At 72.0% G+C, this 18,421-nt stretch carries 17 protein-coding genes and 1 tRNA gene; 11 read left to right on the forward strand and 7 right to left on the reverse strand.

Features of this window, described 5'->3' with window-relative positions; genetic code table 11:
• Positions 1–210 precede the first annotated feature (210 nt).
• Entirely contained in the window at positions 211–648 is a 438-nt protein-coding gene (locus ACFQ7Q_RS21070; RefSeq protein WP_383557379.1) for an ATP-binding protein, read from the forward strand.
• 72 nt (positions 649–720) lie between these two features.
• Here the strand turns inward: ACFQ7Q_RS21070 and ACFQ7Q_RS21075 are convergent, their stop codons facing one another.
• Together ACFQ7Q_RS21075 and ACFQ7Q_RS21080 are read right to left on the reverse strand one after the other, a co-directional pair.
• Positions 721–2,178: an aminopeptidase P family protein gene (locus ACFQ7Q_RS21075; protein ID WP_383557381.1), complete on the reverse strand. Its 1,458-nt coding sequence runs from the start codon at positions 2,176–2,178 to the stop codon at positions 721–723.
• 251 nt (positions 2,179–2,429) lie between these two features.
• A complete protein-coding gene (locus ACFQ7Q_RS21080; RefSeq protein WP_383557473.1) occupies positions 2,430–4,010 on the reverse strand; it encodes a PP2C family protein-serine/threonine phosphatase in 1,581 nt (526 codons plus the stop codon).
• A 381-nt stretch (positions 4,011–4,391) separates the two neighbouring features.
• Between ACFQ7Q_RS21080 and ACFQ7Q_RS21085 the strand changes: the two genes are divergently transcribed.
• Together ACFQ7Q_RS21085 and ACFQ7Q_RS21090 are read left to right on the forward strand one after the other, a co-directional pair.
• On the forward strand, positions 4,392–5,072 hold the full coding sequence (locus ACFQ7Q_RS21085) for a bifunctional DNA primase/polymerase (RefSeq protein ID WP_383557384.1): 681 nt from the start codon (positions 4,392–4,394) through the stop codon (positions 5,070–5,072).
• 435 nt (positions 5,073–5,507) lie between these two features.
• Positions 5,508–6,089: a hypothetical protein gene (locus ACFQ7Q_RS21090; RefSeq protein WP_383557387.1), complete on the forward strand. Its 582-nt coding sequence runs from the start codon at positions 5,508–5,510 to the stop codon at positions 6,087–6,089.
• A 212-nt stretch (positions 6,090–6,301) separates the two neighbouring features.
• Here the strand turns inward: ACFQ7Q_RS21090 and ACFQ7Q_RS21095 are convergent, their stop codons facing one another.
• The 3 genes from ACFQ7Q_RS21095 to ACFQ7Q_RS21105 form a co-directional block, all read right to left on the reverse strand.
• On the reverse strand, positions 6,302–7,270 hold the full coding sequence (locus tag ACFQ7Q_RS21095) for a DUF5926 family protein (protein WP_383557390.1): 969 nt from the start codon (positions 7,268–7,270) through the stop codon (positions 6,302–6,304).
• A 332-nt stretch (positions 7,271–7,602) separates the two neighbouring features.
• Positions 7,603–8,205, reverse strand: a complete 603-nt coding sequence (locus tag ACFQ7Q_RS21100) for an ATP-binding protein (protein ID WP_383557393.1) — start codon at positions 8,203–8,205, stop codon at positions 7,603–7,605.
• Between the two features lie 73 nt (positions 8,206–8,278).
• Positions 8,279–9,100 carry a glycerophosphodiester phosphodiesterase gene (locus ACFQ7Q_RS21105; protein ID WP_383557396.1) on the reverse strand — a complete coding sequence of 274 codons (822 nt, stop codon included), beginning with the start codon at positions 9,098–9,100 and terminating at the stop codon, positions 8,279–8,281.
• A 177-nt stretch (positions 9,101–9,277) separates the two neighbouring features.
• Here ACFQ7Q_RS21105 and ACFQ7Q_RS21110 point away from each other — a divergent pair, with 177 nt between their 5' ends.
• Together ACFQ7Q_RS21110 and ACFQ7Q_RS21115 are read left to right on the forward strand one after the other, a co-directional pair.
• The gene (locus ACFQ7Q_RS21110) at positions 9,278–10,714 is read left to right on the forward strand and encodes a S1C family serine protease (RefSeq protein WP_383557399.1); all 1,437 of its coding nucleotides are present in this window, start codon (positions 9,278–9,280) and stop codon (positions 10,712–10,714) included.
• 46 nt (positions 10,715–10,760) lie between these two features.
• A tRNA-Ser gene (locus tag ACFQ7Q_RS21115) sits at positions 10,761–10,845 on the forward strand.
• An 89-nt stretch (positions 10,846–10,934) separates the two neighbouring features.
• Here the strand turns inward: ACFQ7Q_RS21115 and ACFQ7Q_RS21120 are convergent.
• Both ACFQ7Q_RS21120 and ACFQ7Q_RS21125 read right to left on the reverse strand, forming a co-directional pair.
• Positions 10,935–11,327, reverse strand: coding sequence for an amphi-Trp domain-containing protein (locus ACFQ7Q_RS21120; RefSeq protein ID WP_383557402.1), 393 nt, complete (start codon positions 11,325–11,327; stop codon positions 10,935–10,937).
• 304 nt (positions 11,328–11,631) lie between these two features.
• Positions 11,632–12,504 carry a bifunctional DNA primase/polymerase gene (locus ACFQ7Q_RS21125; protein WP_383557405.1) on the reverse strand — a complete coding sequence of 291 codons (873 nt, stop codon included), beginning with the start codon at positions 12,502–12,504 and terminating at the stop codon, positions 11,632–11,634.
• Positions 12,505–12,852: 348 nt separating this feature from the next.
• Here ACFQ7Q_RS21125 and ACFQ7Q_RS21130 point away from each other — a divergent pair, with 348 nt between their 5' ends.
• The 6 genes from ACFQ7Q_RS21130 to ACFQ7Q_RS21155 all read left to right on the forward strand — a co-directional run bounded on the left by ACFQ7Q_RS21130 (position 12,853) and on the right by ACFQ7Q_RS21155 (position 18,272).
• Complete coding sequence (locus ACFQ7Q_RS21130; RefSeq protein WP_329118296.1) at positions 12,853–13,161, forward strand: hypothetical protein; 309 nt, start codon at positions 12,853–12,855, stop codon at positions 13,159–13,161.
• Between the two features lie 373 nt (positions 13,162–13,534).
• On the forward strand, positions 13,535–14,713 hold the full coding sequence (locus ACFQ7Q_RS21135) for an acyl-CoA dehydrogenase family protein (RefSeq protein ID WP_383557407.1): 1,179 nt from the start codon (positions 13,535–13,537) through the stop codon (positions 14,711–14,713).
• Entirely contained in the window at positions 14,710–15,645 is a 936-nt protein-coding gene (locus tag ACFQ7Q_RS21140) for a bifunctional MaoC family dehydratase N-terminal/OB-fold nucleic acid binding domain-containing protein (RefSeq protein ID WP_383557410.1), read from the forward strand. The genes ACFQ7Q_RS21135 and ACFQ7Q_RS21140 overlap by 4 nt, the downstream gene beginning before the upstream one ends.
• Before the next feature lies 1 nt (position 15,646).
• A complete protein-coding gene (locus ACFQ7Q_RS21145) occupies positions 15,647–16,675 on the forward strand; it encodes an acyl-CoA dehydrogenase family protein (RefSeq protein WP_383557413.1) in 1,029 nt (342 codons plus the stop codon).
• Positions 16,672–17,109, forward strand: coding sequence for a MaoC family dehydratase (locus tag ACFQ7Q_RS21150; RefSeq protein WP_383557416.1), 438 nt, complete (start codon positions 16,672–16,674; stop codon positions 17,107–17,109). Before ACFQ7Q_RS21145 ends, ACFQ7Q_RS21150 begins: the two co-directional genes overlap by 4 nt.
• Complete coding sequence (locus ACFQ7Q_RS21155) at positions 17,106–18,272, forward strand: lipid-transfer protein (RefSeq protein ID WP_383557419.1); 1,167 nt, start codon at positions 17,106–17,108, stop codon at positions 18,270–18,272. The genes ACFQ7Q_RS21150 and ACFQ7Q_RS21155 overlap by 4 nt, the downstream gene beginning before the upstream one ends.
• The last annotated feature ends 149 nt before the right edge of the window (positions 18,273–18,421 follow it).

Below are 18,421 nucleotides of genomic sequence, written 5' to 3' on the forward strand. Positions count from 1 at the left end.
TCATCGCACCAGGCCCCCACCTGCCATACGGCAGGTCCGGAAGATCACCCTTTGGCTGCTTCGGGCCCGACATACACCGGCGTCCGGCGTGCCCACATCCGCCGAATGAGGGCTCTTGTGTTCCCCAGGGGCTTACGGACCCCTTAGGGCGGCAATAGGTAACGGTATGTCGCGCCGCAGCATGTCGAGCCGCAGCCAGGAGGCTGAAGCATGAGCATCTGGTGGTCCCTCCATCTGAGGCGCGAGGCCGCGAGCGTTCCGCTCGCCCGGCGGCTCCTTCTCGGCACGATGGAGACCGCGGGCGTCGACCCGGACGTGTCCTACGAGTTGTCGGTCGCCCTGACCGAGGCATGCGCCAACGCCGTCGAGCACGGCGGCGACACCGGTTCCGGCATGGCCTCGGAGGCGTACCGGGTCACGGCCTATCTGGACGGCGAGACCTGTCGGATCGAGGTGGCCGACTCCGGTCCGGGCTTCTCGGGGTCCCCGCTGCCCGCCGCCGCGGATGCCGAGAACGGTCGCGGACTGCGGCTGATCGAGGAGCTGGCCGACCACGTCCACTTCGGCCGTACGGGCAGGGGCGGCGCGCTCGTCAGCTTCGACAAGATCGTCAAATGGCGTGCGGACGCCCCTCTCGCGCTGACCTGAGACCGACGACACGGGACGAAAGAGCCCCCGCCGATCCCGTCGGCGGGGGCCCTTCTCGTACGGATGAAGTGGTCAGCCCTTCAGGCCGGCCATCCATGCCTCGACCTCGTCCGAGCGGCGCGGGAGCGAGTCGGAGAGGTTCCGGTTGCCGTCCTCCGTGACGAGGATGTCGTCCTCGATCCGGACGCCGATGCCCCGGTACTCCTCCGGCACGGTCAGGTCGTCGGCCTGGAAGTACAGCCCCGGCTCGACCGTCAGGCACATGCCCGGCTCGAGGGTGGTGTCGACGTACGCCTCGGTGCGCGCGGCGGCGCAGTCGTGGACGTCCATGCCGAGCATGTGACCGGTGCCGTGGAGGGTCCAGCGGCGCTGGAGGCCCAGCTCCAGGACGCGGTCGACCGGGCCCTCGACGAGGCCCCACTCGACGAGCTTCTCGGCGAGCACGCGCTGGGCGGCGTCGTGGAAGTCGCGGTAGGCGGCGCCGGGCTTCACCGCGGCGATGCCCGCCTCCTGCGCCTCGTACACGGCGTCGTAGATCTTGCGCTGGAGCTCGGTGTAGCGGCCGTTGATCGGCAGGGTGCGGGTCACGTCCGCGGTGTAGAGCTCGGTGGTCTCGACGCCGGCGTCGAGGAGCAGCAGGTCGCCGGAGCGGACGGGGCCGTCGTTGCGGACCCAGTGCAGGGTGGTGGCGTGCGGGCCGGCGGCGGCGATGGAGCCGTAGCCGACGTCGTTGCCCTCGACGCGGGCGCGCAGGAAGAACGTGCCCTCGATGTAGCGCTCGCTGGTCGCCTCGGCCTTGTCGAGGACCTTGACGACGTCCTCGAAGCCGCGGGCGGTGGAGTCGCACGCCTTCTGCAGCTCGGCGACCTCGAACTCGTCCTTGACGATGCGGGCCTCGGAGAGGAAGACGCGGAGCTCCTCGTCGCGCTCGGCGGTGACCTTGTCGGTCAGGGCGGCCTCGATGCCGGCGTCGTGCCCGCGGACGGCGCGGACCGGGCCGGTGGCCTCCTTGAGGGCGGCGGCCAGCTCGCGTACGTCCTTGGCGGGGACGCCGAGGAGCTGCTCGGCCTCGGTCAGCGAGTGGCGCCGGCCGACCCAGAGCTCGCCCTGGCCGTCGAGCCAGAACTCGCCGTTCTCGCGGTTGGAGCGGGGGAGCAGGTAGATCGTCGCCCGGTGACCGTTCTTCGTGGGCTCGAGGACGAGGACGCCGTCCTCGGTCTGGTCACCGGTGAGGTACGCGTACTCGGTGGAGGCGCGGAAGCTGTACTCGGTGTCGTTCGAGCGCGTCTTCAGGTTTCCGGCGGGGATCACCAGGCGCTCGCCCGGGAAGCGTGCGGAGAGCGCGGCGCGGCGGGCCGCGGTGTACTCGGCCTGCGCGATCGGCCGCAGGTCGTGCAGCTCGGTGTCGGCCCAGCCGGACTTCATGTTCTCGGCGAGCTCGTCGGAGACGCCCTGGTACAGGCCGTTCTTGCGCTGCTTGATCGGTTCTTCGGACTCGTCCGGGGTTTCCGGGGTGAGCTCGTCTGCCACGGGGGGTCTCCTTTTGGTACGACACTGAACCTTCTCCATCGTACGGTCGTACGGAAGGGGGCCCAGGGCCGGAAGACCCATTACCGCTGAGTCACATCCGGTCTACGCGCGGCGCACGAGAAGCCCGCCGCTCAGTCGAAGCGGGCCGCTCACGTCGAGCGCCGTTGTCTTGAAGTGGGCCGCTCACGCGGAGCGCCGTTGTCTTGAAGCGGGCCGCTCACGCGGAGACCCGTTGTCTTGAAGCGGGCCGCTCACTCGAAGCGGGCCGCGAGCAGGACGACGTCCTCTCCGTCCACGGCGGTGTCGAGGCCCTCGGGCAGCAGGGTCCGCAGCACGTGGTCGGCGATGGCCCCGGGGTCGGTACGGTCCGCCTTCGGCACGCTCGCGGCGGCCGCGTGGAGCCGTGCGAAGGCCCGGTCCATGGGGTCGCCGGTCCGCCGCAGCAGCCCGTCCGTGTACAGCAGCACCGTTTCTCCGGGGGCCGGGGCGATCTCGATGCTGGGCGCTTCCCAGCAGGCGAGCATCCCGAGCGGCGCGGACAGCGAGGTCTCCACATACTCGGTGCGGTGGTCGCCGATGATCAGCGGCGGGGTGTGCCCGGCCCCGGCGAGGACGAGCTTGCGCTCCTTCGGCTCGGAGTAGGCGAAGAGCGCGGTGGCCGAGCGGGCGGGCTCGGTCAGCCGGAGCAGGAGTTCCAGATCGGACAGGACGGCGACGGGATCCTCGCCCTCCATGACCGCGTACGCCCGCAGGGAGGCGCGCAGCCGTCCCATGGCGGCGAGCGCGCTGGGGCCGGTCCCGGACACGGAGCCGACGGCGAGCCCGAGGGCGCCCTCAGGCAGCGGCAGCGCGTCGTACCAGTCGCCGCCGCCTCGCGGGCCGGTGCTGTGCCGGGCGGCGAGCTGGACGCCGGGCACCCGGGGGAGGCGGCTTGGCAGCAACTCCTCGGCGACGGTGGCGACCTGGACGCGGGCGCGCTCCAGCTCCAGGAGACGGGCGAGGTGTTCGGTGGCGTAGCGGCTGTAGAGGCCGATCAGGTGGCGCTGGCGCTCGACCGGTTCGGCGGGCTCGTCGTAGAGCCAGACGAGGGCGCCGAGCTTGCCGGCGGCCTCGGTGGCCAGGGGCAGGGCGTAGCTGGCGGCGTAGCCGAGCCGGGCGGCGACCTCACGGTGGCGGGGGTCGAGTCCGGCCTCGCCGAGGAGGTCGGGCACCGCGATCGGATCCGGGACGGCGACGGAATCGGGGTGGGCGAGCGGATCGCGGGGGCCGAGGGGACCGCGGAGGGCTCCGGAGCCGGTCGGTTCGGGGAGGCCGTCGAGGATTCGGCCGTAGGAGGTGGCGCTGCGCGGCACGGTCTCGATGGTGCCGAGCTCCGCGTGGGCGAGCCCGAGGCCGACGGTGGAGGTCGGGCCGAGTCCGTCGGCGGGTTCGAGGATCGCCATGCCGCGGCGGGCGCCGACGAGGGCGGCGCCGGCGCGCAGTACCTCACGCAGCGCTTCGTCGAGCGAGCCGGTCTTGACCAGGCGTTCGGTGAGTTCGTGGAGGGTGGTGAGGTCGGAGACCCAGCCGGCCAGGCGGTCGTGGATCAGCTCGCCGGGGATGTCCGGGAGGGGCGCGTCGGAGGGGATGACGGGCGGGACGGGCGCGGTAGTGTGCGCGGGCGACGGAACCGTGGAATCGATTCCGGCCACTTTCGGCAGGTGTGGGGCGCTCATGTCGACCGGCTTTCCGACCGGCATGTTTCGCTCATTAGCATCGCAAACCCCCATGTCAATCTGCGCCGCTAGCAATGCATCCACATGTACACGCACAAGAGGAGCGATGTCCAGCATTGTCCCCACGGGACTTGTGGTGTCTATGGGGTTTGGCAGAAGGGTTGAAGTGCAGGCCAAGTTGGCTGAAAATTACCCCCACCGTGCACCTTTTGCGGTCGACTGGCGTCGTTTGAAAGCGCGTTGATTAGAACGTGATGGGTACGTAGACGGTGATGGCCAGGGGCAGTTGAAGCAGCCCCGGAACCTGGCAGGGTGCCTGGGCGTCCTCACCGCCGCAGGCCGCGCCCCTCGAGTGGACGACGAGCCTCAGCTCGGCCCCTCCCGCCCCACCGCACGGGGCGGTGAACCGCCGACCTTGTACGCGCTGATACGCACAGTGAAGTGATCTGCACATGGTGTGATGTGGATTCGGCGTTCAACGGAAAGGAACGAGCGCTCATGCGCGAGATCCTCGGAAGGCGACGCAGGCTCCGGTTCCGGCGCAAGGAGAGGACTGTCCAGCTCGACGCGGCGCTCATGTGCGCCACCGAGTGGGACTGGCCCGTACTGCCCGGCGTGGGGCTGAAGACGACGACGCGTACGTCCGGAGGGGTGGGCTGCGCCTGCCCCGACCCGCAGTGTGTCGTTCCCGGCGCACACCCCTTCGACCCCGGTCTGCTCGCGGCCACCACCGACGAGCGCATGATCCGCTGGTGGTGGGCCCGGCGACCGGAGGCCCCGATCGTCCTGGCCACCGGTGGCAAGGCGCCCTGCGCGGTGAGCCTGCCGGCCGCCGCGGGGGCGCGCGCCCTGGCCGCTCTCGACACGATGGGCATGCGGCTCGGCCCCGTGGTGGCGACACCGACCCGCTGGTCGCTGCTGGTCGCCCCGTACGGCCTGGAACAGCTCGGCGAACTCCTCTACGCGAAGGACAGCGTGCCCAGCTCGCTGCGCTTCCACGGCGAGGGCGGCTATCTGCTGCTGCCGCCGTCGGCCGCGGGGACGGGGCAGGTGCGCTGGGAGCGCGCGCCCCTGGAGGGCTCGGCCAGGCCGTGGCTGCCGGACGTGGAGGCGGTCGTGGACGCGCTGGTGGAGGCGAGCACGGGCGCTCCGGAGGGCGGCAGCAGACTCGCGTACTGAGTGGCGGGGCCGGAAGGTGGCTGCGGACTGAGGGGCGGGGTCGGCGGGTGCCGGCGGACTCAGGGGCGCGGGCGGGAACGCCCCGCGTAGCTACGGGCGAGTGGAACGTCCCGCGTAGGCGGGGGCGGGGGTTGAAGGTGGCCCGCCCCATGGGCGGGGTCGGAACGCCCGCGTAGTCGCGGGCGGGGGTGCGAAGGTGCCCGCGGGCTCACGCGCGGGCGATTCGGGTCGTGGGCGCTCGATCCGCGCCTTGGGCGCTGGTCGCGCGGGCGGCATCGGTCTCGGGGCCGGTTCCGGCATACGCGTCACCCGAACGGGTGTGAGGCGGCCCGACTTGTACGGGAAATGGGCGCGCGACGCGCTGTGCGCCCCTGATCCGCCGATATCTTCGGCGCACCGTTCACGAGTCGCAGCCAGCCGGGCAGGTAGGTCCCCATGAATCTCCGCATGATCGGGCTCGGGGCCGTCGTGGTGTGCGCCACGCTCCTGCCGCTGGCCGCCCTGGCGGGCCCGGCGGCCGGCCCGGGGCCCGGTGACGACGCGAAGCCGAAGGCCGACGGCGGCCTGCTGCCCGGCCTCGGCCTCGGCGCCCGCGAGGAGCGGCCCAAGCCCGCGCCCCCGGCTCCGTCGGAGCCGAAGCGGCCGTCGACCTCGGACCTCCCCGGTCACGCCTCCCACTGCGGACCCGAGCTGACCTCCCCCGACGGGATCGAGGCGCAGACCTGCGTTCTCACCGAGGGGCCCGACACCTGGGCGCGTACGTACTACCGCAACGCCACGGGCCAGCGGCTGGACTCCGTACTCACCCTGATGGGCCCCGCGGGGCGGACCGTACAAGTGCGTTGTGCCATCCCGGCACAGGACGAACCCGGGGCTTGCGAGACGCCAAGGGAGCGCGCGCGGGGCGCGGCTTCGGCATATTCGGCCGTGGCGGAATTCGCGGGCGCGGGAGAGGGCGACAGTACGCCGCTGCTGCTGCGGTCCGGGAGCAACGCGGCCGGCACGGGCGGTAGTTGAGCGCGGGACGGGATCCGTCCGGGCATGAGAAGGCCCGATCGCTGGCGACGGGGGATGCACCAGCGACCGGGCTTCTAGAACCGTAACAAGAGATCTGCGGTTCGCAAATTCGATCTCGGTTATTCGGACAGGGATTTATCAGGTCGTGCGGCGGAGTTGTGGCGGAAGTCACCGACTGATCGGTCTGTCAGTGACGGCAGCCACCTCGCGTGTCAGCTGAGAGTGACCTGACGGTTGGTGAGGCCGCCGCGCGCCCGGCGCTCCTCCGGCGTCAGCGGGGCGTCCGAGGCCAGCGCCGCGGCGAGCCGCTCGGCGAACTCGGCGGCGGGCTTCTCGCAGTCCTCGGCCCCCATCGAGGTGGGCAGGTCCCAGACGGGGACCATGAGGCCGTGCGCCCGGAAGGAGCCGACGAGGCGGGTGTCGTCGACGAGGGCGGAGGTGCCGGCGGCGTGCAGGCGGGCGAGCGCGTCGAGGAGCTTCTCCTCGGGGTGCGGCATGACCCAGCGCAGGTGGTTCTTCTCCGGGGTCTCGCACCAGTACGCCGAGTCCACGCCGGTCAGCTTGACGGTGGGGATCGCGGCGGCGTTCGCGCGCTCCAGGGAGGCGGTGACCTCGGGGTTGGAGTTGTCGGCGGACTCCGGAATCCAGAATTCGAAGCCCTCGTGCACGACCGGCGCAAAATCGCTGTTCGGGTCGAGGAGGTCTTGCAGACGGGGGCCCTCGGTGGGCACGCGGCGGGGCGCGACCGGGGTGCCGGGCTCCGCTTCCAGCGCGCGCTGGAGGGTGTCGGCGAGATCGCGGGCGAGGTCACCGGAGGACGAGTCGTTCTGCAGCGCGAGCAGTACGGAGCCGTCGTCGCGGCGCAGCGCCGGCCACGCCATCGGCAGTACGGTCGCGAGCGTCACGGACGGCACACCCTCGGGCAGCCCGTCCTTGAGGGTGAGCGGGACGGTGGCGGCGGGCACCAGCTCGCGCAGCGCGACCCAGTCGCACTCGCCGGGCAGCCCCTCGAAGGGGCGCTGGACGAGCTCGGTCACGGCGTGCGCGGCGGCCCGGCCGTGACACGCCTTGTAGCGGCGGCCCGAACCGCACGGGCACGGCTCGCGCGCACCGACGACCGGGATCTCCCCGTTCGTGACCTGTGCCTTGGCGGCCTTCGTCTGGGGGCGCTTCTTGGCCATGGTGTGGCTTCTCCCGATAGCGGCAGTGCGGTGGTGCAGGGCCGTGCTCGGTGCACAGCTCTGTGTCGGGCGAGCCTAGCCGTACGGAAGCGATGCGAGGCTCAGGTCGGGGCGGTCGGTGTCCCGTCTGTCGCCGGGCCGTTCGGACGACCCGCCGCCGAGCCGGTCGCCGGGGCCGATCTCCGACCGGACGCGCGACCGCCCGGGTCGGACGTGCGGCCTGCTCGACTGTCCACCGCCCGGGTCGGACGTGCGGCCTGTTCGGCGGTTCGCTCGGCGGCCGACCGCCCGGGTGCTGGTCCGGGCCGGTCTTCCCGCGTAGCGCATCGTCGTCAGTCCAGGTCGTCGTACGCGTCCAGGAAGTCGAAGCCCGAACCGCCGCCGACCCTCGCCGCGAAGTCCTCGCGCCGATGGCCCTCGGTGACGATCACCCAGACCGTGACCTCACCGGTCGCGCTGTCCCGTACGCCCCAGTCCTGAGCGAGCGCACCGATGATGTTCAGCCCACGGCCGCCGCGCGCGGTGACCGAGGGCGTCGAAGGAACAGGCCGTGTGGGACCACCGCCGTCCGTCACCTCGACCGTCAAACCACCCGACGCGTCGATGCGCCACGCGGCCCGGACGTCCCCGTCACCCACTTCGGCCCGCCCCAGCGGCCTGCCGTGCCGGCAGGCATTGCTGAGCAGCTCGGAAAGGATCAGTACCGCATCGTCGACGACCGATTCGGACATCCCGCTGCGACTCAACTGCTCCCGCATACGGTGTCGCGCCTCACCCACGCCCGCAGGGCCATGGGGTACGGCCATGCTCGACGACGTGGGCACCTTCTGTGCCACCACCAACGCCACCCCCGAGACCTCCTTTGCCCCACGCCACGGTGTGAATGCCCCAATGGCCTGGACCGGAAACCGGCCAATGAGCCTCCGGTGACGCACTCGTGACGATCGAGTACGGGCCGAACGCGCCGGTGCACTCCCCGTAAGCCCCGATACGGGTGGGGAGAACGGGTCAAACGCGGCCCAACTGGGACAGCACCTGCTTCGGGCGGTTGGTGATGATCGCGTCGACGCCGAGCCGCTCGCACAGCTCCACATCCTCCGGATCGTCGACAGTCCATACATGGACCTGGTGCCCGGCCTTCTGGAGCCGAAGGATCACGGTGGGGTGGTGACGGACGATCCGGATCGACGGTCCGGCGATCCGCGAGCCCGCCGGCAGCCGTCCGTCGCGCAGCCGGGGGGTGACGAACTGCGACAGCGAGACGGTGGGGAGGGTCGGCGCGGCCGCCGCGATCCGGCCGAGGGAGCGCGGGGAGAAGCTCATGACGCGTACCGCGGACTCCTCCGGAGCCGCCGGCTCCGCGAGGCCGAACCGCTTGAGGAGGGTCAGCAGCCGCTCCTCCACCTGGCCCGCCCAGCGGGTGGGGTGCTTGGTCTCGATGGCGAGTTCTATCCGCCGCCCGGCGTCGGAGACCAGCTCGAGGAGGCGTTCCAGGGTGAGTACGGAGGTGAGCTCGGGGTCCTTCCAGTCCGGGCTCTCGCCCGCGTCCTCGCGCCCCCGCCAGGTGCCGAAGTCGAGCGCGGCGAGGTCGGCGAGCTCCAGCGCGGAGACGGCGCCGCGGCCGTTGGAGGTGCGGTCGACACGTCGGTCGTGGACGCAGACCAGGTGGCCGTCGGCGGTGAGCCGGACATCGCACTCGAGCGCGTCGGCGCCGTCCTCGATGGCCTTCACATAGGCGGCCAGAGTGTGTTCCGGGGCGTCCTCGGAGGCTCCGCGGTGGGCGACCACCTGAACGGGGACGCGGTTGATGTGCTGCCGTGCGTGGGTCACCGCGTCATGGTGCCATTGGCGGGGCGGCCGTATCGGATCGTGTCCGTTCTGTCCGTAAATAAAGAATGGGGTGCGGACGCACAGCTCCGCCTTACAGTGGCCTGACGTCCTGTGGGAAAAGCTGTGCGCAGCACCCTAGTGATGGCATCCACCTGTGCAGTGAACGAGGAGAGAGCTGTGAGCACCGAGAACGAGGGCAGCGCGGTTCCGGCGGACCCGAATGCCCCGTCCGTCCCTCCCGCCCCTCCGACGCCTCCCGCGGCTCCGTCCGCACCTCCTGCCGTGGACGCATCCGGGCCGCAGGCGGCGCCCGAGCCCGCCACGGCACCGCTGCCGGTGACCCCTCCCGCGGAGGCTCCTGTGGGTGCGGCCGTCGGTGCCGGTGCCGGCGCAGCGGGGAGCGCGGGTGGCTGGCCGCCGGCCCCGCCGACCGTGCCGTCCTGGGGTGAGCCCGTCGCTCCCGCCCCGGCGGCCCCGCGGAAGAAGACCGGTGGACTCGTGGCGGCGGTCCTCGTGGCCGCGCTGGTGGCCGGCGGTGTGGGTGGCGGGATCGGTTACTGGGCGGCTGAGCGCGGTGACGACGAAGTCAGCTCGACGACGGTCTCCGCGGGCGACTCCCAGGCGGCCTTCAAGCGCGATCCGGGCACGGTCGCGGCGGTGGCGGGCAAGGCGCTGCCGAGCGTCGTGACCATCCAGGCGAAGTCCGGTGGCAGCGCCCCCGGCGACAGCGAGGGCGAGGGCGGTACGGGCACCGGCTTCGTCTACGACAAGGAAGGCCACATCGTCACCAACAACCACGTGGTGGCGTCGGCGGCGGAGGGCGGCACGCTCTCGGCGACCTTCTCCAACGGCAAGACGTACGACGCGGAGGTCGTGGGCCGGGCCGAGGGCTACGACGTGGCCGTCCTGAAGCTGAAGAAGGCGCCGGAGGGGCTGGCCCCGCTGCCGCTCGGCGACTCCGAGAAGGTGGCGGTCGGCGACTCGACGATCGCGATCGGCGCGCCGTTCGGCCTGTCCAACACGGTCACGACGGGCATCATCAGCGCCAAGAACCGCCCGGTGGCCTCGGGTGACGGCTCCGGCGGCAGCAACTCGTACATGAGCGCCCTGCAGACCGACGCCTCGATCAACCCGGGCAACTCCGGCGGCCCGCTGCTGAACGCGAGCGGTGCGGTGATCGGCATCAACTCGGCGATCCAGTCGACCGGCAACGGCTTCGGCCAGACCCAGGCGGGCTCGATCGGCCTGGGCTTCGCGATCCCGGTCAACCAGGCCAAGAACGTGGCCGAGCAGCTGATCAAGACGGGCAAGCCGGTGTACCCGGTGATCGGTGCGACGGTGAACATGACCGACAAGGGAGCGGGCGCCACGATCGCGGACGAGGGCGCGGGCGGCACCCCGTCGGTCACCGCGGACGGCCCGGCGGCGAAGGCAGGCCTGAAGGCGGGCGACGTGATCACCGGCTTCGGCGACCGCCAGATCGACAGCGGCCCGACGCTGATCAGCGAGATCTGGACGCACCAGCCGGGCGACTCGGTCGAGATCACGTACGAGCGCGACGGCAAGACGGCGAAGACCACGGTCACCCTCGGCGAACGCACGGGCGACAACTGACCGGCTAGGCTGTCCCCCGCGCCGTCCTGAACGGGATCCGGCGCGGGGTGGGTTGCCCGAGCGGCCTAAGGGAACGGTCTTGAAAACCGTCGTGGCGCGAGTCACCGTGGGTTCAAATCCCACACCCACCGCATGTGAACGGCCCCTGACCAGGATCGATGGTCGGGGGCCGTCGGCTTGTCCGGGCGGTTGGTTTCCGGGGCTGTGTGCCGTGGAGCGGTCAGGCCGTCTTCTTGGCCGCGCGCTTGGTGGTCTTGGCGGTGCCGGTGCTCCGCGCCGGCGTGCTCCTCGGCTTTCGGGTGGCCGCCTTCTTGGCGGGTGCGCTCCTGGGTGTCGGGGTCGCCTCGGCCTCGGCGGGCGCCGCTTGCGAAGGGGCTTTCCGGGACTGGCCGGTCGACCACTTGAACTCGATCTCCAGCTCGATCTCTCCGTCCTCGACCTCGATCTCCACCTCGCTCCGGAGATCGTCGGGGATCCGCAGGCTCAGGCTCCCGAAGCCGAGTTCCAGTTCGGCCTCCCCGCCCTTGCGCAGCGCGTCCGCGAGCGCGGTGAGCTGGTCGGCCGCTTCGAGGCGCGACAGTGAGCGCTTCTGCTCCAGCTTGAGGTCCGTCATGGTGACTCCGGTCGGCAGAAACAGTGGGTCGAACCAAGTCTGCTGCCAGATATCGAGGGGGACATCTCGGCGGGCCGCCCGATGCGCCATCCGAAGGGCCGGAGGGGATCACGGCCGCCCCGCGAGGGAGCGGCCGGTTCCGTGTCCGCGGCCTGCCGTCGGGCTTGAGGCGGTGGCCGGTTCGGTCGGGCTTGGGGCGGTCGGCCTTGGGTCGTTGGCTGGGGCGGTCGGCCTGGGCCCGTGGCCGGTTCGGTCGGCCCTGCGTCGGTCGGGCTTGGGGCGGTGGTCGTTTCGTCGGGCCTGGTCAGTGGGCCGTCAGGCGGGCCGCCGACATGATCGTGGCTCGGGCCTCGCGTTCGGTCAGGCCCGTGCGGATCGCCGCCGTGGTGAGTTCGTCCGTGAGCGCGTCGCCGAGGCCGTTCTCGTACGCCCGGCAGGCCGCCCAGAACAGGCGCGTGTTGCGCTGGCCCTCGTGGGCCGTCAGGACGAAGTGGACCAGGCCCCGGCCGTGGCGGGGGCCGGTGGGGTCGTGGTGGGGGCGTGGGGGTGGTGTGGGCGGCGCGATCAGGCTCAGGAGGGCGCGTGGGCAGGGGGCCGGGTCGAGGTTCGCGCTGTCCGGAGCGAGCCGGTACGCGCCCTTGGCCGTGACCGAGCCCGGTCCCACGAGGTAGCCGCCGGCGCCGCGGATGTCGATGCCGGGCGCGAGGCGGCTCGCCGAGTTGGGGACCACGACGTCCGGCGGGCCGGTCAGCCACAGGTGGCGGCCGCCGCTCGGGGTGAGCACCGTGACCGTGGGCGGAAGGGTGAACAGGTGCTGGAGCGCCAGGTGCCGCAGTTCGGCCGTGGCGTCCGCGGGGGCGTCCGAGTGGGTCACATCGAGGTCGACGCCGATGAGGTGGTGCGGCTGGCGGCCGCAGGCGATGCCGTAGCCGGTCGCCCAGGGCGCCGCGGCGAACAACGCGCGTACGGCGGCGAGGTCGGTGGTCGCGTCGTGCACTCCATGCCCCGGTCGGCCGCATTCCCCGTGGCAGGGGACCGGGTGCGGGTCGTCCCGGTGCGGTGAGCGCAGGGCTGGGAGCTTCGTGGCGGACAGGGGGATGACGGGGAGCCCGCGCTCTGCCGCAGACAGGGCGTGGGCCAGGGCCAGGGTGGCGGAGCGCCGGTCGGAGGTGGCCATGCACTCAGTTTCGTACAAGCGTTCGAAGAAAGGAAGAGGGGAGGATTGGCTGAAAATCTGCCGGAACGCTTCCTCCCTTCCGTGGCGCGGTTCCCGGTGGCGTGACCTCGCCATAACGTCCGTGAGCTGCGCTTTTGAGCGCGGGAAGGGGGTTTATCGACTTGTCCTCACGCTTGAGGGGGAATCAGCCGCTGAAGGGTGGTTCGCCGGGGATTGCGTGGGCAACTCTGGAGTCGCGACGTCGAGCACAACGACTGAGGCGGTCGGCCAACTGCCTTGGAGCAAGCCGTATTTGAGTGCTTCTGCACTTCATGATTTCAGCCGCAGTTCCGTTTCTGGAGGAATCACATGGCAAGCATCCGTACCGCCCGCGTTCTCGCCGCTGCTGCCGCCCTGCCCCTCGCCGCCGCGCTCTTCGGCGGCGTGGCGCACGCCGACAACGGCGGCTTCGCGGACGACGGATCGAACACGAGCGTCGCCACCATCATCGGCAGCGGCGTGGGTGGCGACAACTTCGGCAACTCGACCACCACGCAGCAGGTGGCCACCGGCTCCGGTGCCTCCAATCAGAACAACACCGCGAGTGTGAACGGCTCCGGGTTCACCTCCATCGGCCAGTCGAACGCGGTCGTCAACTTCCATCCCTGGTGGTACTAGCCGGCACCACGGCAACTGGGGTCCGGCCCGACGGGGGGCATGACTGAGGGGTGAACGGCGGCCTGCGCGGCGGCACTTCGGTGCTTCGCGCAGGCCGCTCCCGCGTGTGCCGCCGTTGCGGCGGGCGCGGGCCGTCCGTGTGTGCCGTTTCCGGCGGGCGCGGTCCGTCCCGTACGCGCCGACGCGGCGGCGCGCTCCGTCCGTACACGCCGTTGCGGCGGCGCTGTCCGCCCGTACGCACCGTCGAGGCGGGCGCGGGCCGTCCGTGCGTGGCGGCCCTGTGCGAGGCGCCCGCCTTCCCGTGACCTTGACACGACTACGTGATCTGACGGACAGTCAGAAACCATAGTCGTTCCTCCGGGAGGCCGTCGTCGTGCACCTCGCCCCGACCGAGCGGCAGCTACGGCTGCGCGCCGAACTCCGCGCGTACTTCCGTGACGTGATGCCCGACGGCCCGCCCTCCCCCACCGACACCGCGGGCCAGCGCCGGCTCCTCCGTCGGATCGGCGGCGACGGCCGTCTCGGGCTCGGCTGGCCGGAGGAGTACGGAGGGCAGGGGCGCGGCCCCGACGAGCAGTTCGTCTTCTTCGACGAGGCGTACCGGGCCGGCGCGCCCGTCTCCATGGTCACGCTCAACACCGTCGGCCCGACCCTGATGCGGTACGGCACAGCGGAGCAGAAGGCGTACTTCCTGCCCCGGATCCTGCGCGGCGAGACCGTCTTCGCCATCGGGTACAGCGAGCCGGAGGCCGGTACCGACCTGGCCTCGCTCCGTACGAAGGCGGTGCGGGACGGGGAGTCCTGGCGGATCGACGGGCAGAAGATCTTCACCTCGAACGCCCAGAACGCCGACTGGATCTGGCTCGCCTGCCGCACCGACCCCGAGGCCCCCAAGCACCGTGGCATCTCCATCATCCTCGTCCCGACGGACGCCCCGGGGTTCTCCTGGACGCCGATCGAGACCGTCGGCGGGCTGACGACGACGGCGACGTACTACGACGGGATCCGCGTCCCGGCCACGAACCTGGTCGGGGAGGAGAACGGCGGCTGGGGGCTGATCACCAACCAGCTCAACCACGAGCGGGTCGCGCTCGCCGCGATCGGGATGCAGGCCGAGGACTTCTACCAGGCGGTGCTCCGCCGGGCCGCCACACCCGATCCGGTGACGGGCCGGCGCCGCGTTGACGAGCCGTGGATTCGGATCCGGGCGGGCGAGGCACATGCCCGGCTGGCGGCGACACGCCTGCTCAACTGGCGTTTGGTGGGGGACGTGGGGGCGGGCCGGCTGGCCCCCGGGGACGCGAGCGGAGTGAAGTTCGCGGGAACCGAATCGGCGGTGGAGGTGTACCGAATATGTCAGGAGATCGCGGGCGGGGCGGGGACGGTGCGGGCGGGGTCGCCGGGGGAGGTCGACGGCGGTGAGCTCGAGCGGATGAACCGCGCCGCGCAGATCAACACCTTCGGGGGAGGGGTGAGCGAGGTGCAGCGCGAGATCGTCGCGACGATGCGGCTCGGCATGAGCGGTACGAAGAGGGAAGGGGGGCGGCGGTGAAGGGCATCCGCGACGGGGTGAAAGACATCCACGATGGGCTGAAGGCGTACGAGGGACGGGTGGCCGCCACCGCGGGCGTCGGCAAGGACCTGGTCAACGAGCCCATGATCAGGCACTGGTGCGAGGCCATGGGTGACACCGACCCGGCGTACGCGGGACCGGAGGCGATCGCCCCGCCGACCATGCTCCAGGCGTGGACGATGGGCGGACTCTCCGGGCACACCGGTCGCTCCGAGGCGTACGACGAGCTGCTGGCGCTCCTCGACGGCGCCGGGTATACCTCCGTGGTCGCCACCGACTGCGAGCAGGAGTATCTGCGGCCGCTGCGGCCCGGCGACGCGATCACCTTCGACGCGGTGATCGAGTCGGTGTCGGAGCGCAAGACCACCAAGCTGGGGACGGGGTACTTCGTCACGACCCGGATGGACGTCCGGGCGGACGGCGAGCTCGCGGGCACCCACCGCTTCCGCATCCTCAAGTACGCGCCGGCGGCACCCGGTCCGAAGGCAAGCGGCGAGCGTGCGGCCAAGCGGCCCCGTCCGGTGGTCAACAGGGACAACGCCGGATTCTGGGAGGGCGTCGCCGCCCACCGTCTGCTCGTCCAGCGGTGCGGGGACTGCGCGACGCTCCGCTTCCCCTGGCTGCCGGGCTGCAGCACCTGCGGCTCGCGGGAGTGGGACGCCGTCGAGGCGAGTGGCTCGGGGACCGTCTTCTCGTACGTGGTGATGCACCACCCGCCGTTCCCGGCCTTCGATCCTCCGTACGCGGTCGGGCTGATCGAACTGGCCGAAGGCGTCCGGATCGTCAGCAACGTGGTCGGGGTGCCGTACGACAAGGTCCGGATCGGGATGCCGGTCCGGCTGGAGTTCCTCCGCGTGGACGACGAGCTGGAGCTGCCGGTGTTCCGGGTGCAGGACGGGGGTGAGGGCTGAGATGGACTTCACGCCCACGGAGGAGCAGACCGCCGCCCAGGAGCTGGCGGCGCGGATCCTCGGCGATCTCGCCACGCACGAGCGGCTCGCGGCGGCCGGCACGGACACGGACGCCGGGCTGTGGAAGGCCCTGTGCGCGGCCGGACTGCCGGGCGCGGTCGAGGAGACCGGGCTTCTCGGCCTGGTGCTGATCGCCGAGGAGCAGGGGCGGACGACGGCCCAGGTGCCGTTCACGGCGAGCTGTGTGTACGGCCTCCTCGCCGTCGTCCGGCACGGCACGGACGAGCAGCGCGAGCGGCTGCTGCCGGGGCTCCGGGACGGTACGACGGTGGTGACCGGCGCGTTCCCGCCCGCCGGGCACGTCCGGGCGGCGGGGGACGGCTCGCTCACCGGGGCCGTGGAATGGGTGCCCTGGCTCAGGGACGCCACGCACGTCCTCGTGGCGGACGAGGACGGCGCCCTTCGGCTCGTCCCGACGGCCGAGGCCGCCGTGGCGCCCGTCGAGCTCACCGCGCCCTGGGCCGCCGGGCGGCTCGTCCTCGACGGCGCCCGCGGTGAGCTGCTCGGCGGAGCCGGGGCCCGCGCGGACGTGCTGACGGCCGCGCGGATCGCGTTCGCCGGACTCCAGGCCGGAGTCTGCGCCGGGTCGCTGGCCCGGGCCGTCGCGTACACCTCGGTACGGGAGCAGTTCGGGCGCCCGCTCGCCACCCGTCAGGCCGTCCAACTCCGCGCAGCCGACGCCTATATGGACACCGAGGCGATCCGGGTCACCTCCTACGAGGCGGCCTGGCGGTACGACCAGGGCCTGCCCGCGGCCGAACACGCGCTGACCGCCGCCTGGTGGGCGTCCGAGGCGGGCAAGCGGGTCGTCCACGCGGGACAGCATCTGCACGGCGGCATGGGTGCCGATCTCGACCACCCCGTCCACCGGCACTTCCTGTGGGGCAGGCAGCTCGACGCGTATCTGGGCTGCGGCACCGAACTCCTCGCCGAACTGGGCGACCTGATCGCGAACGGAGACCTGTCGTGAAGGCCGGGGACGCGCTGCCGCCGTTGACCATCCCGATCACCCGCACGCTGATCGTCGCCGGGGCGGTCGCCTCGCGGGACTACCAGGACGTGCACCACGACGCGGAGCTGGCGAGGGAGAAGGGCTCCCCGGACATCTTCATGAACATCCTGACGACCAACGGCCTGGTGGGGCGGTACATCACCGACCAATTCGGCCCCGGCGCCGTGCTCCGGAAGGTGGCGATACGGCTCGGGGCGCCCAACTACCCGGGGGACACGATGACGTTGACGGGGACGGTGACGGAGGTCGACGGGGTCACGGCCCAGGTGCGGGTGATCGGCGCGAACGGTCTCGGTCACCACGTCACGGGCATGGTGACGCTCGACCTGCCACCGTCTCCGCCGCCGTTCGGGGCAGGGTCCGAACCGCGGCCGAACGGAGCGGGCGTATGAGCATCCGCAGCCGCGACCGTCTCGGGGGCCGCGCCGCCATCGTCGGCATCGGGGCGACCGAGTTCTCCAAGGACTCCGGCCGCAGCGAGCTCACGCTCGCCGTCGAGGCCGTCCGGGCGGCCCTCGACGACGCCGGGCTCACCCCCGCCGACGTCGACGGCATGGTCACCTTCACCATGGACACCAGCCCCGAGATCACCGTCGCCCAGGCGGCCGGGATCGGCGAGCTGTCCTTCTTCTCCCGCATCCACTACGGAGGCGGGGCCGCCTGCGCCACCGTCCAGCAGGCCGCCCTCGCCGTCGCCGCCGGGGTCGCCGACGTGGTCGTCTGCTACCGGGCGTTCAACGAACGCTCGGGGCGACGCTTCGGCTCCGGGGTCCAGCAGCGCGAGCCCTCCGCCGAAGGCGCCGCGCTCGGCTGGCAGCTTCCCTTCGGGCTGCTCACGCCGGCCTCGTGGGTCGCCATGATCGCCCAGCGCTACCTCCATGCGTACGGTCTCACCCCGGACGCCTTCGGGCACGTCGCCGTCACCGACCGCCGGCATGCGGCCCGTAACCCCGCCGCGTACTTCTACGGCAAACCGATCACACTCGCCGACCACGCCGCCTCGCGCTGGATCGTCGAGCCGCTCCGGCTCCTCGACTGCTGCCAGGAGACCGACGGCGGCCAGGCGATCGTCGTCACCTCCGCCGAGCGCGCCCGCGACCTGCGTCGACCGGCGGCGGTGATCGTCGCCGCCGCCCAGGGAGCCGGCCGCCGGCAGGAGGCGATGACCAGCTTCTACCGCGACGAGCTGACCGGCCTCCCGGAGATGGGGGTCGTGGCGGGGCAGCTGTGGCGGACGGCGGGGCTCACGCCCGCCGACATCGATGTGGCCATCCTCTACGACCACTTCACCCCGTTCGTCCTCATGCAGCTGGAGGAGTTCGGCTTCTGTGGCCGGGGGGAGGCGGCCGACTTCGTGGCGGCGGACGCGCTGCCGCTGAACACGCACGGAGGTCAGCTGGGGGAGGCGTATCTGCACGGGATGAACGGCATCGCGGAGGCCGTGCGCCAGGTGCGGGGCACGTCCGTGAACCAGATACCCGGCGCGTCCAGGACGCTGGTCACGGCGGGCACGGGGGTCCCCACCTCGGGCCTGATCCTGGGCGCCGACGCCTGATCCCGGGCGCGCCCGCAGACACCCAAGCAAGCGGCCACCCGCCCATGCGCCGCGCCCGCCCGACGCCGCGCCCGCCCGCACGGTCACCCACCCGGCGCCGCGCCGCGCCCGCCCGCACGGTCACCCGCGCCCGCCCCCGCCCCGCCCCC

Source organism: Streptomyces sp. NPDC056527 (genome assembly GCF_042794475.1).
Lineage (GTDB): Bacteria > Actinomycetota > Actinomycetes > Streptomycetales > Streptomycetaceae > Streptomyces.